General features: G+C 63.6%; 14 protein-coding genes. 3 read left to right on the top strand and 11 right to left on the bottom strand.

Annotated elements, in window-relative coordinates; all coding sequences use genetic code 11:
• Positions 1-14: 14 nt before the first annotated feature.
• The 5 genes from AC5RU9_RS10370 to AC5RU9_RS10350 form a co-directional block, all read right to left on the bottom strand.
• Positions 15-848 carry a hypothetical protein gene (locus AC5RU9_RS10370; protein WP_494016366.1) on the bottom strand — a complete coding sequence of 278 codons (834 nt, stop codon included), beginning with the start codon at positions 846-848 and terminating at the stop codon, positions 15-17.
• A complete protein-coding gene (locus tag AC5RU9_RS10365; RefSeq protein ID WP_494016365.1) occupies positions 845-1,399 on the bottom strand; it encodes an RNA polymerase sigma factor in 555 nt (184 codons plus the stop codon). Before AC5RU9_RS10365 ends, AC5RU9_RS10370 begins: the two co-directional genes overlap by 4 nt.
• A 306-nt stretch (positions 1,400-1,705) precedes the next feature.
• Positions 1,706-3,016 (bottom strand): HNH endonuclease, encoded by a 1,311-nt coding sequence (locus AC5RU9_RS10360; protein ID WP_494016364.1) that lies wholly within the window; start codon positions 3,014-3,016, stop codon positions 1,706-1,708.
• 130 nt (positions 3,017-3,146) lie between these two features.
• Positions 3,147-3,758, bottom strand: coding sequence for a TetR family transcriptional regulator (locus AC5RU9_RS10355; RefSeq protein WP_494016363.1), 612 nt, complete (start codon positions 3,756-3,758; stop codon positions 3,147-3,149).
• On the bottom strand, positions 3,755-4,801 hold the full coding sequence (locus AC5RU9_RS10350) for a saccharopine dehydrogenase family protein (protein WP_494016362.1): 1,047 nt from the start codon (positions 4,799-4,801) through the stop codon (positions 3,755-3,757). Before AC5RU9_RS10350 ends, AC5RU9_RS10355 begins: the two co-directional genes overlap by 4 nt.
• Positions 4,802-4,923: 122 nt before the next feature.
• Between AC5RU9_RS10350 and AC5RU9_RS10345 the strand changes: the two genes are divergently transcribed.
• A complete protein-coding gene (locus AC5RU9_RS10345) occupies positions 4,924-5,112 on the top strand; it encodes a hypothetical protein (RefSeq protein WP_309996013.1) in 189 nt (62 codons plus the stop codon).
• A 69-nt stretch (positions 5,113-5,181) separates the two neighbouring features.
• On the opposite strand, the gene AC5RU9_RS10340 is transcribed toward AC5RU9_RS10345, so the two are convergent.
• Positions 5,182-5,637, bottom strand: a complete 456-nt coding sequence (locus AC5RU9_RS10340) for an iron chaperone (protein WP_494016361.1) — start codon at positions 5,635-5,637, stop codon at positions 5,182-5,184.
• A gap of 258 nt (positions 5,638-5,895) precedes the next feature.
• Here AC5RU9_RS10340 and AC5RU9_RS10335 point away from each other — a divergent pair, with 258 nt between their 5' ends.
• Positions 5,896-6,330: a SipW-dependent-type signal peptide-containing protein gene (locus tag AC5RU9_RS10335; RefSeq protein ID WP_494016360.1), complete on the top strand. Its 435-nt coding sequence runs from the start codon at positions 5,896-5,898 to the stop codon at positions 6,328-6,330.
• A gap of 86 nt (positions 6,331-6,416) precedes the next feature.
• Here the strand turns inward: AC5RU9_RS10335 and AC5RU9_RS10330 are convergent, their stop codons facing one another.
• Genes AC5RU9_RS10330 through AC5RU9_RS10310 form a run of 5 tightly spaced genes read right to left on the bottom strand, consistent with a single transcriptional unit; the run spans position 6,417 to position 11,105 of the window.
• Positions 6,417-7,535 (bottom strand): NAD(P)/FAD-dependent oxidoreductase, encoded by a 1,119-nt coding sequence (locus tag AC5RU9_RS10330; RefSeq protein WP_494016359.1) that lies wholly within the window; start codon positions 7,533-7,535, stop codon positions 6,417-6,419.
• 55 nt (positions 7,536-7,590) lie between these two features.
• A complete protein-coding gene (locus AC5RU9_RS10325) occupies positions 7,591-8,634 on the bottom strand; it encodes a Gfo/Idh/MocA family protein (RefSeq protein WP_494016358.1) in 1,044 nt (347 codons plus the stop codon).
• Positions 8,634-9,422, bottom strand: a complete 789-nt coding sequence (locus tag AC5RU9_RS10320; RefSeq protein ID WP_494016357.1) for an amino acid ABC transporter ATP-binding protein — start codon at positions 9,420-9,422, stop codon at positions 8,634-8,636. Before AC5RU9_RS10320 ends, AC5RU9_RS10325 begins: the two co-directional genes overlap by 1 nt.
• A complete protein-coding gene (locus tag AC5RU9_RS10315) occupies positions 9,419-10,207 on the bottom strand; it encodes an amino acid ABC transporter permease (protein ID WP_211714012.1) in 789 nt (262 codons plus the stop codon). The genes AC5RU9_RS10320 and AC5RU9_RS10315 overlap by 4 nt, the downstream gene beginning before the upstream one ends.
• A 31-nt stretch (positions 10,208-10,238) precedes the next feature.
• Positions 10,239-11,105 carry an ABC transporter substrate-binding protein gene (locus AC5RU9_RS10310; RefSeq protein ID WP_494016356.1) on the bottom strand — a complete coding sequence of 289 codons (867 nt, stop codon included), beginning with the start codon at positions 11,103-11,105 and terminating at the stop codon, positions 10,239-10,241.
• A 181-nt stretch (positions 11,106-11,286) separates the two neighbouring features.
• Here AC5RU9_RS10310 and AC5RU9_RS10305 point away from each other — a divergent pair, with 181 nt between their 5' ends.
• The gene (locus AC5RU9_RS10305) at positions 11,287-12,381 is read left to right on the top strand and encodes a LacI family DNA-binding transcriptional regulator (RefSeq protein ID WP_494016355.1); all 1,095 of its coding nucleotides are present in this window, start codon (positions 11,287-11,289) and stop codon (positions 12,379-12,381) included.
• Positions 12,382-12,399 lie beyond the last annotated feature (18 nt).

Raw genomic sequence — 12,399 nt, 5'->3', positions numbered from 1 at the left:
CCGGGAGCCCTACGCTAGCGGGTCCAGCTGCCGCCGTGCTTTTTCCACTGCTTCAGTTTGTCCGTGATCTCGTTGACCTGCTCCCCGGACCACTGCTTGGGGTAGGACGGCAGTGCCTGGCCTTTGTTCCCGGGCTTGCCGGGTGGCTGCTTCTCAGGTTTGTCCGCCTCGGCCTTGTTCATATCAGGCTTGGGCGCATCGGGACGCTGCGGCTTGTCCTGGCTTGGGCTGCCTGGGGTTGGCTTCTCCTGCACGTCTTTCGCAGTGTCCGGCTTGGTCTTGGCCGCGCCGGGCACATGCAGTGAGGGACCGTCCGGGACGGGGGCCTGCGCTGGTGCGTTCGCCGCGTCCTGCGCGGGCCCCGTCGCCGCGTCGGGCACAGCCGGCGTCGGTACGAGGATCGAGGGCGCAGTTGTCGCGGGCGGGAGGGCCGCGGGATCTACTGCGGGTGCTGGCTCGGTGCTGACCTTGGGCGCATCCGGGGCGGGCAGCACAGGCGTGGATGCTGACCAGCGCGGCGCGAAGTTGCCCAGGAGCCCATCAAAGGACGGGCTGCGGGTGAAGCCCGAACTCGCGGCGGCTACACCGCTGACGCCCAGTCCCATCGCAGCGACGACGGCAACACTGACGACGGCGGTGCGGTGCTTGTGGCGCCAACGGCGCTTGGACAGTTCGTCGTGCGGGCCGGCCAGCATCGCGGCGAGCTCGGCGCCAGGGGCGGGAGCCGGGACGTTGGCGAATGAACCCAGTGAAAGGAGCGCCTGCCGGAGATCCGACGCTTCAGAGAGCTCCGCGTCGAGCATGAGCCCGTCCACGATAGCTTCGCGTTCTGTATCCCTGTATGTCATGGCGCCACGTATTCCTTTACTGCCGAGTGCTCACGGAGCGTAATAAGTGCCCGTCGTTGCAGCTGCTTCACTGCCCCGGCGGATTTCCCCATGATGTCGGCCACCTGCTCCACCGTCAGGCCTGCCACGATGCGCAGCGTCAGGACTTCCCGTTGATCCTCGCCGAGGTGGTCCAACAGCGCCATGACCTCGTACGGCGCCAGCCGGTCCAAGGCTTCCGCCTCTGCCGAACTCGATTCGCGGGTATCCCGATCAGGCTCGAACTCGTGGTGATCGGGCGCCCGGAGTTTCTTCCGATGCTCGTCGACCATGCGCGCGTGGGCTACCGAGAAAAGGAAAGTCCGCAGGCCGTTGGCGCCTCCGCTCAAGTCGTCCAGTCGAGGCAGCACCGCCAGGAACACATCCTGCGTGACTGCCTCAGGATCGGGCACGCCTTTAGCTGTCAGGTAGCCAAGTACCTGGCCCGCATAGGCTTGGTAGACGGCGCTGAACAGTTCCGCGTTATTGCCCTTGAGTGCTTGAAGCGCTTCGTCGGTCAATGCGTCGGTCACAGGATTTGGGACTTTCGATCGGCGGCAGGTCCGTGGTTGTGGAGCCAGGTCTCCCGCCTTTGCTCGACGGACAACCCCACCAAGGGTAACTGCTCTGCCGGACCATCCGTAGGGAAGACCCGCTTTGCCTGAGGAAAACTCCCCCGGGCAAAGAAGAGCCGAGCTGGAACATGATGGGGGACAAATTCCAGCTCGGCCCTTTCAATGACGTAATCGTCGGGGGACGCCAAAGGGTTACGCCGGGTACGAATCTTTTTTTGGAACTTTTTTCGAGCGCTCCAAAGCCCGTGCATTCCCGGTCAATGACTATGTTCTATGAGGCCGGTATCCGGGCAGTGGGGGTGCTTGTGATTGGTAGCTGTGCCCGGTGGGAGTGGTGACTCTCAGTGCGTGCCGGCTTCCTGCGCCGGTTGCCGCCTTCCAGCCGGGGTGTTCTTTGGTGTGGTTGCAGGCTTCGCAGAGTCCGGCGCCGTTCCCGGCCGTGGTGGGACCGTCTGAACGCCACGGGTTGATGTGGTCCAGGTGTTTGATGGGCGCGTCGCAGTAGGGGGTGCGGCAGGTGTTGTCGCGTGTTTCGATGAAGCGTCGTATTCCTGGTGGGAAGAAGCGTGCCCGTGAGTCGGTGGCGAGCAGTTCACCGCTTCCCGGGGCGGTGTAGAGCCGGCGTAGCCAGATGTAGTAGTCCTGGTCCCTGCCGGAGGGTTCGGCTGCTACGAGTTCCCTGGCCCACCCGGCGGGGACGATCCCGTACCCGTTCAGCCGTGCCGGTTCGCTGTCCCCGGCCAGGAGGGTCCGGTCGGTCATCACGAGTTGCAGGTCGATTCCCGAATACCCGGCCGCGGTCCCGGTGATCCGTTCGACCAGGGTGTCGGCCATGACCTGGCCCTTGGACCGGGTATCACCGTCGGACCGGGCCGTTCCGGCGGCGCGGGTGAGTGCCGCGAAGGCTGCGACTCCTTGGGCAACGGGCAGCAGGGCGGTCAGGTAGGTCATGGTGTCCGGTGCCGGGCGGAGGCTGACATACCGCTCGGACGCGGCGTGCGCTGCGCGTTCGGTGACCGAGCGGGGGTCCCGCCGGTACGCGGCTGCTTTCACGGCAGCGGTGATGGCTTTGTCCCCGGCACCATCGAACGTTCCGGCATCGGGGGCAAGTTCGGCATCCACCGCGGCCCGGTCCTCCACGGACAAGCACGCGGTTTCCTTCACCAGCAGCGTGGCCCGCCACTCGTTCAACTGCCCGGATTCCAGGGCGGCCATGGTGTGCGGCATCTCCGTGACCAAGGCCTTCGCTAGGCCCAGCAGCCGGGAGCCCTTGTTCGGGGACTCCCGCCGGGCCAACGCCACCTGCGCCGCAACACCCTTGCCCCGCTCCGAAGCCGGGACACCGTTCAGGGCTTGTTCCTGTCGCTGGGCCAAATCGAAAGCCACAGCAATCTTGGCCTGCAAACTCGAAATCGCCGACTTCATATCCTCCAGCACCCGCAACTGCCGGATCAGATCACTACTGACCGTGCTTTCGGGCCCACGGTCGAGGCCTGCCGCAAGCGCTGCGGAAGCAGCACGCACCGGCGCAGCAATAGCTACCCCACCCGCTTGCTGTCCCAGTACCTGCTCCATGAGAACACTCTCCCAGCAGGCACCGACAAAATAGGCCCCAGGCTGGGCACCAACGATGTGGAAGCCCATATTCCGGAAAGGGGTTCCGTCACGTCCGACGTCGAGGTTGAGGAGCCGGGCACGACGTAGGTCAGGCAGTTCCCTGTCCGTGGATCATCCACTGTGCCGCGCGAATGATCGCTTGGTCGCCGGCATCGGTTCGGAGACCTGCGATGTCCGAGCGTGTGACCGCAGCGCCCTCGAAAAGGCTGATGATCGCTGCGGCCACGCCCTCCACCTCCGGCTCCGGCAGGTCGGGCCTGCCTCGCCGGACCACCCCTTGCACGTGATCTCTGTACTGCACATAGAAGGCTCTGAGGGCGGTGGCAGCCTGCTCATCCGAAGCAGCAAGGGCCCAGATCTCGAGGTGCATCTTGACGTCAGCTAAACCCGAATGTTCGTTGAGCAGCGCAGTCAAAAGACGGTGGGAATCGTCCCGGGTCAGGCCGCCACCTGCCCCGGGACCGAGCTCAATTCCGGCCGTCTCAGCTAGCCTCTGCAGCGAGCGCTCGAGTGTCCTCTCAAGGACAGCCCGAATGAGGTCGGCCCGGGTAGGAAAGTAGTGCTGAAGGTGCCCGATCCGTACGCCGGCGGCAGCGGCAAAGTCCCGCATCGCGGCGTTGGCGTTGCCCTTGGTGACCAGGACTTCTTCCGCAGCGTCCAGCAGCGCCGCTTTCCGCAGGGCGCCCTTGCTTTCGGTCATGACCTCAATATTGTCACACCGTGTGATTCCATCTCGGCCAGGAGGGAGGCCGGATCCGGCGCTGATTCCGGGAAGGAAACACCGGCCCGGGCGCCGTCTGCAAGCACAGCCTGTATCCCCAACAGGCCGCCCAACGCCGTGAGGTGCGCTTGCCCCTGGGGGTCGGATATGACGGCAGTTCGCGTTCCGCCGGGGCCCTCCACGTCCACGCGGATGTGCGCGGTTCCGCCTGCACCGGGCGAATACAGCAGGGAGCGACGCATCGGCGCCCACCGCTCACCGCTTCCCCAGCGGAACAGTCCTACCGCGCGGGCGGCGAGCAACGCCGTCGTCGATGCGTTTGAACTGAAACCGATCCTGGTTGCCACCGAGCCCGCGCCGATCGTCAGGGGCAGGGTGAACTGCTCCGGGGTGTCCAGCCGCGCCACTTTGGTGCGGTGCCCGGCAATCTCCACCCAGCGCGCGTCCGTCAAAGGGCGGACGACGGCGGCCTGGCCGCGTTTGCGTACTTCGAAGTCCAGTCCCAGCCGGTCCATGAAGTCCACGGAGTCGGCTCCGGCCTGGTCGTTGATGTCGTAACGGATGGCTACGTCGATTTGGTCCGCGCCGCCTGTCTCCTGGGCCAGGGCTGCTGCGACGATGTTGGTGACTCCCCCCATCCATCCGGAACTAAGCAATACGGGGGCCGTTGGCTGGAGGAGGGTCGCTTGGGTGACTGCCCTGGTGACCCGGCTGGTCCAACGCGTGACATCCACGTAGGGAATTCCGGCACTGATGGCTGCGCGAAGGACCCTGTCGTCGGGGTCGTTAACGGTGCTGATTACTGCCCTGACCTTGGCCGCGAAGGGTTCCGGTTGGTTGAGGTCCCACTTCCTGACTGTCACGTTCGCGCTGGCCAGGTGGCTGCCGCGGTCCGGGTTTCTGCCTGTGAGGAGCAAGGTCCATTCTTTCGGGGCGAGCCGGGTCAAGGCCGTTCCCACCGTTCCGTAGCCGCCCACGATCAGCACTGGACCGGCGGTATCAAGTTCTAGGAGTTCAGTCATAAATTCATTATAGGTCAATTGACCTACAAATCTCGTCGGGTGGGCCTGTAGCCGCTGAGCAACCCGGAGTAGGCTGCACTTATCTGCCGGAGCAATACCCCTGAGTAGGCAAAGGAGAGTTCATGACACTTCCTCCAACCCACGAGCCCGAACCGTTTCCCCCGGATCCCGGACCCGTTCCGCCACCGCCGGATCCCACCACGCCGTTCCCGCCAAGCCCCATCCCGGACCCCAATCCCACACCGGGCCCGACGCCCACTCCTGACCCAGGTCCCGTGCCGCCGCACCCGAACCCGGACCCCACCTACTGACTTCCTTTAAGTACGACGGCGACTGGTTGCCTGTGTGGGCAACCAGCCGCCGTCGGGGTTTAAGTCGCTTTAGGCGACAGCCTTCTTGATGAGTTCCACGATCCTTGCTTCCACGTCCGGGGTGATTTCCTTCAGGGCAAAAGATGTGGGCCACATGGCTCCGTCGTCGAGCCGGGCATTCTCTTCGAAGCCGAGCGTCGCGTAACGGCTCTTGAATTTGTCGGCGCTCTTGAAGAAGACGATGTTCTTCCCGTCTTTGGCGTAGGCCGGCATGCCGTACCAGGTTTTGGGTGTCAGTTCCGGCGCGTGTTCCTTGACGATGGCGTGGAGGCGTTTGGCCATTGCCTGGTCCGACTCAGGCATTTCGGCGATCTTTGCCTGGACGTCCGCCTCCCCATCCGCGTCGGACGGCTTCTTCCTGGAGGTCTTCTTCAGTTCCTGCGCGCGCTCTTTCATTGCCGAGCGTTCATCATCGCTGAATCCGTCGTAGGACTTGGTCCTGTCAGCTGTTCCTGTCCCAGCCATTTGCCGGCCCCCTTATTTGTTGGACATTGTGCAGATACCCCAACGGTAGGCGCCGGTCGCACCCGCTGCTTCTCCGATCCTGCTCGCTTGCCGATGCGGCAGTCTTGAGGTTTTCCTGAGGAACCGTTGCGGGTTTGCAGGAGTGGTTCTTGAGGGTGGCCCGGCAAAGTTGTTCCCAAGCCCCGCCGGGACTGATCGGATTCTCCAACCCCAGCCCGATCAGGCCCGGTGCGAAACACCAGAAGGAGGATGACCACCATGACCACGCGGAACGGCGTCCTGCGCAGCCTGGTGATCGCCGCCGTCGTGCTTCTTGGCCTGATCGCAGCACCAACAGCGGCATTCGCCGCATTCACCGACACCGAGCACAGCGCCCCGCAGTTCTCCACCGCCAGCCTCGCCGCCCCCGCAACCGCGAACGTGTCCATGAGCTGCTCGTTCGGTATCCGCGCAACGGTTACGGTCAATTCCTTCGGGGCAGTAACCAACGCGAACTACCACGACATCAAAATCTTCGACCGCTCCGGGACACTCGAGTTCACCGGCGACCTCAGCAAAGCAAGCGGCAAGACCTACACCTCGGGCTACGAAGTCATTGGAACCTGGAGCTACGAAATCCGCGGCTACTACAAGGTCCCGGGCACCAGCAATACCTGGACGGGCAAGGTCCTCAAGGGCACGCTGACCTGCTGACTCCGGCCGGCATCCACAAACTCCAACGGCCCTGACACGCTTATGCAGATGGCGTATCGGGGCCGTTGGCCTTTTAAGGGTCCGGGCTAGGAGAAGCGGCCCGGGCGGAATGTGGCGAACATGGGATGCTTGTCCCCCGTCAGGATCTCCCCGGAGAGCAATTCGCCTGCGATGAGGCCCAGCGTGGCACCTGAGTGGGTGAAAGCTACGAAGCAGCCCGGCACCTGGCCGAGCTCGCCGAAGACGGGTTCGCCGTCGCCAGGGATTGGCTTGTACCCGATCTTCCACGATGCCGGCTTGAGCTCAGGGTTTCCCTCGATCAGCTTGGATGATTCGTCTGCCAATTCCTGGACGACGTCATCCGGAATGGTGAACGAACCGTCCGCGTGCTCCGTTATGTGCTCTTCGTACCAGTCATGGTCCAGGGCGAAAGTGTTGCCCGGGTTGGGCCGCACGGCAGCGCGTGGCGTATTCATTACCGCGGTGACCTGGTGCTCCACCGGCTTGGTAACAACCAGCATGGAGACCGGGGAACCGTTTGGTATCTCGACACCGAGCGGTTTGACGACGGCGGGCGTCGCGGCGCCGCAGGCTACGAGCACGGCGTCCGCAGGGAAGGTTTCACCGGTGGCGGTTTCGACGCCGGTGGCCCGGCCGCCATCGACCATTACCGAGGCTTTGCCTGCGTTGAGGACCAACTGGCCTCCCAGCGCGTGGAATTCCTCCATCAGGAAGTTCACCAGGTCCGGCAGGCTGACCCAACCCTCGCCGGGATTGAAGATTGCGTTCTCCGGGACGGCACTGGCGTCGATGCCGGGAGTAACCGAGGCAATTTCTTCCGGAGCCAAGAGCCTGGAGTCGTAGCCGATGGACTTCTCATAGGCGTGCCGGGCTTCGGTGACCGCGCTTTGACCGGCGGCGCTCCACATGAGCCCGCCCCCGAACTGCAGCCAGTCACGGTTGGGATCGGCGGCGAAGAGTGTGCGGTAACGGTCGACGCCGGCCACGCGCAGTTGGTGATAAGGCGTGGAGCGCTCCCCTGCAGAGTTGAGCCAGGACAACGAACGGCCGGTGGCTTCACTGGCGAGGCCCTGCTCGGTCAACAGGGTAACGGAAGCGCCTTGGCGGAGCAGGTGGACGGCGGTGGATACGCCAAGGATGCCGCCGCCAATGACGGCGACATGCTTGGTAGCGGTGGAAGACATGCGTGATCTCTCTTTCAGGTTCTGGCGGGTGGAGCGTGCTCGCGCTGTGCGCCATCTAAGCGAAGGCGTGAATGTTTTCGATAATTTTGAGGGTTTCCAGTGCTTCTGCCGGGTGCACGGGCAACGGTCCAAGGCCGCGAATTGACGCTGCAAGTTCTGTGTAGAACCGGGGGTAAGCGCCTCGTTCCGCCGGAACTGGGGCGGCTGAACCGTCAACCCCCAGCAGGCCCCAGGACTGTTGGGGTTCGCTGCCGTAGGAAGCGTCCGACGGCGTGACTCCAGCTGCCAGCGCGGGTTCTTGTCCGTCGAGCCCCCACTTGGTGTATCCGGCTTTGGAGCCCAGGACGTGGAACCGCGGGCCAACCTGGGCCGCCATGCCGTTCATCCACAGCCGTGAGCGAACGCCCGATTCGTGAAGCAATGAAACGAACGCCTCAGTGTCTGCAGCCTCCGGATGGGGCCCATGGTTGGCGGTCTCGCCGTAGCTCTCCTCCACAGGTCCGAAAAGTTGGATGGCTTGGTCAATCAGATGCGCGCCGAGGTCGTGAAGTATGCCTCCGCCTTCGGCCAGAGTCGCCGAATCACGCCAGTTGCCAAAGCCCTCAGGTCGCCACCATTCAAAACGGGACTCAAAGGTCCGCACTTCCCCAAGCGCACCGTCCTGCACCAGCTTTCGGAGCGTCAGGAAGTCGGCGTCCCACCGGCGGTTCTGGAAAACCGTTAGCTGCACACCGGCGTCGGATGCGCGGGCAAGCAACTCCTCGCCATGGGCGACTGTGGTGACGAAAGGCTTGTCCACCACAACGTTGAGGCCGCAACTGATCGCAGTGGCACCCAACTCGAGATGCGTCAGCGGCGGGGTTCCGAGTATCGCCAGGTCCAGGTCCACAGCCAAGGCGAACATGGCCTCCGGCGTGGGCACAATCCGGGCTTCCGGGTAGAGCCGCGCGGCCTCTGCGGCGCGCTGCGAATCCGCGGTAACAATGACGTCCAGCGAATAGTTCGGATCTGCTGCGATCAGCGGGGCGTGGAACACCCTGCCGGAGACGCCAAACCCCACAACGGCGGTCCGGATGGGCGCCGGTGCCAGCTGACCCATCAGAGGACTTCCGAAAGGAAGCGCTGAAGGCGTTCGCTGCGCGGGTTGTCGAACAGCTCGGTGGGGGTTCCGATTTCCACCACTTCACCTTCGTCCATGAACACCACTTGATCCGCTACTTTGCGGGCGAAACCCATTTCGTGGGTAACAACCAGCATGGTCATCCCGCGGCGGCCGAGGCCGGCCATGAGGTTAAGGACACCTTTGACGAGTTCAGGATCCAGGGCGCTGGTGGCTTCGTCGAACAGCATGACTTCAGGCTCCATCGCGAGCGCGCGGGCAATGGCGACGCGTTGCTGCTGGCCGCCGGACAGATCCCGGGGCCGGTGGTCTGCGCGTTCGGCGAGTCCCACTTCGGCGAGCCGACACCGGGCGCGTTCACGGGCCTCGGCCTTGGACATACCCTTGACGCTCCACAGGGCGAGCGCCACGTTTTCCAGGGCGGTGTGGTCGGGGAAGAGGTTGAAGTGCTGAAAGACCATGCCAATGCGTGCCCGCAGGATATCCGGCTTGACCCTGAGTGCACTTTCACCGGCCAACAGCACGTCACCGCTCTTGGGCTCGTGCAGGCGGTTGACGCCCCGCAGGAGTGTGGACTTCCCGGACCCGGACGGCCCGATGATGCAGGTGGTGGTTCCCGGGGCCACGCTGAGGCTGACGTTGCGCAGCACTTCAACATCCCCGTAGGCCATGGTCAGGTCCTGCAGTTCCAGGCTGGAACCGTGGAACTTTTCGATGTCCTGGTTTGGCTTGTTCGTGCTGGTCGCACTGCTGCTTGTGAGGTTCACGTGTTGCTCCCGGTGATGAGCGGCGAAGCCGCGTCGAGTTCCTTGACTTCCTTCAGCCCACTGGTTGGTGCGGTGGGACGGCGTCGGCCGGTTCGGAACTTGTTGTCGAAGTAGTTGACCAGGTGGGTCAGGGGAACGGTGATGATCAGGTAGAAGATACCGGCCATGACCAGGGGCGAAAGGTTGCCGGAGAGCACTGCTGCGTCCTGCCCTACCCGGAACAGTTCGCGCTCGCTGACCAGGAGCCCCAGGAAGTAGACCAGCGAGGAATCCTTGACGATGGCAATGAACTGGTTCACCAAGGCAGGCAGCACGCGGCGCACTCCTTGCGGGACCACCACGAGTGCCATGGACTTGGTGTAGCTCATGCCCAGGGCGCGGCACGCTTCGCCCTGGCCCTTGTCCACGCTAAGGATGCCGGCGCGGAAGATCTCTCCGATGTAGGCACTGGCGATGAGGCTCAGCGCGATGATTCCCAGCGGGTAAGGGGAGGGACCGAACACGGACTGGCTCAGCCGGGCAAAACCCTGGCCGATCAGCAGGATGGTAAGGATCGCGGGCAGCCCGCGGAAGAGGTCCGTGTAGATCCTTGCCGGGATTCGCAGCCATTTGGACCGCGAGATTCCCATGACCGCTACCACCATGCCCATTACTACGCCGAGGATGGTTGCTGCGATTGAGATGATCAGGGTGTTGAGGAGGCCAACTCCGAGGAGTTGCGGCAGCACTTCGACCATGGCATCAAAGTCGAGGAATGTGCGGCTGATGGTATTGAGCCAATCCATTGGGTGCTCTCAGACGATAGTGGTTGGTGTCTTACTTGCTGGCGGTAGGCGCGGGGCTGGAAGTTTGCTCGGCCTTCGGGAGGTACTGTTCCGGCATCGGCGAGCCTGGGAACCACTTCTCGTAGAGCTTCTTCCAGGTGCCGTCTTCCATCGCTTCGGCGAGGCCCTTGTTCAGGGCTTCCTTGAAGGCGGCTTTGTCCTTGGCAATGGCGAATCCGGCGGGGGCGTCAAAGGATGGGATGTCCGCAGCACTGACCAGCCCGAACTGCTGCTGGTACTCCTTGGCTGCCTCGTAGTCCAGGAAGTGGGCGTCGACGGAGCCACTGTTGACTGCGGAAATCGCGGTGTTGTTGTCCGGGAAGCGGACCAGCTGGGCGGACGTGAAGTTCTTGACTGCGTAGGCTTCCTGCAGGGTTCCCTGGACCACGCCAAGACGCTTGCCGTTCAGGGCGTCAGCGTCGGTAATGCCGGAGGTCTTGGTGGTGATGACCGTCAGGTATCCCGCGAGGTAACCGTCGGAGAAGTCCACGGTTTGCTTGCGCTTGTCCGTGATGCCGATCGCTGCCACGCCGACGTCGAACTGGCCATTGGCCACCGCCGCCAGCAGCCCGGAGAAGTCCTGTCCAGTGAAGACAACCTTGTCAACGCCGGCGCGGTGGGCCACATCCTTGAAGAGCTCCACGTCAAAGCCCGTGAAGTTACCCGAGCCGTCCGTGAACGTGTAGGGCTTGGAGTCACCCAGGCTTGCCACACGGATGGTTCCGGGTTCGATCAGGCCATAAGGGTTTTCGGCAGAGGGCGAGGTTCCGGCGGAAGATCCACCGCAGCCGGAAAGGGCGAGGATGGCCGCCAATGCCGCTGCTGCCAGCGCTGCCGGGCGGAAGTTCAGTTTGATCACAGCGTTGTCCAATCGTGGGAGGGAAAGCGGTGCTGTTAGGAGCCGCTGGAGATATTGCTCGATGCGAGGGTCTTGCTGAGTCCGGTCTCAGTCCCTAGGATTGAGACCGGACTCACATCGATTGATAAGAAATGTAGCGGATCTCACAAAGCCGCGTCAACACCCCTTCAGAAAGGTGAACATGAGCACTGACGGATCCCGACGGCGGGACGTAACGGTTGCCGACGTCGCCAAAGCCGCACAAGTGTCCAAAGCCCAGGCCGCACGGGCGCTGGGCAACTACGGTGCCGTCAGCGATGACGTGCGCGAGCGCGTCCTTGCGGCAGCAGAAGAGCTGGAGTACCGGCCCAACGAACTGGCCCGCAGCATGAACACCGGAAAATCGAACACCATCGGCGTCGTGGTGGGCGACATCGAAAATCCGCACTTCGGACTGGCCATGAGGGGCATCACGGACATCGCCAAGAAGAGCGGCTACAACGTCATCCTCATCAACACAGACGAGGAAAGGGCGGCGGAGGTCGACGCGGTCCGGGTGCTGTTGGATAAGCGCGTGGACGGGCTCATCGTGGCACCGGCATCATCCGTGGAAACCTCGCATCTGCGGCAGGTCCGCGAGTCCGGCCGCCCCTTGGTCCTGTTGGACCGCGCCGCGGAAGGGCTGGATGTTGACACTTTCGCCGTGGACATGGGCGGCATCTCCTACGAATCAACCAAGCACCTCATCGAGGCCGGACATCGACGGATCGCATTCGTCTCCACGGTTCGGACAGAGTCCCCCTATGTCGCCGGGATGAAGCTGGACTCCTCGCAGATCTCAGACCGACTGGACGGAATCCACAGGGCTTTCGACGAAGCAGGCCTCCCCCGGCCCACGGACCTGGTTCGGCTCAACGCCGGCGATGCCGGGTCCATCGGGCGGATCACCCAGGACCTGCTGAGCGGACCGGACGCCGCAACCGCCATCATCGCTTCCGACGGCCTGATCGCCCTGAGCGTTGTGGAAGCCATCCAGCAATCCGGGCGCTCCATTCCCAATGACGTCTCGTTCCTCATGTACGACGACTTCGCTTGGACCCGACTCACCACTCCCCCGCTAACGGTTATCGCACAACCTGTGTACGACATGGGTATAGCCGCGGCCTCAGCGCTGATCCGGCAGATAGAGGGACGGAAATCTCCTGCGCCAAGCCCGGAGTTGGTGGCCCGATTGATCATGCGCGGCTCTGTCGGCGCACCCAGGGATGCCCACGTTCTCAGCCAGGCGGGCAGCTGATCCAACGGGGGTCAGCGC

The sequence above is a fragment of the Arthrobacter sp. B0316-5-4 genome, assembly GCF_059090325.1.
The sequence above is the reverse complement of the archived record's forward strand: the minus strand, read 5'-3'. Positions and strand labels throughout refer to the sequence as shown.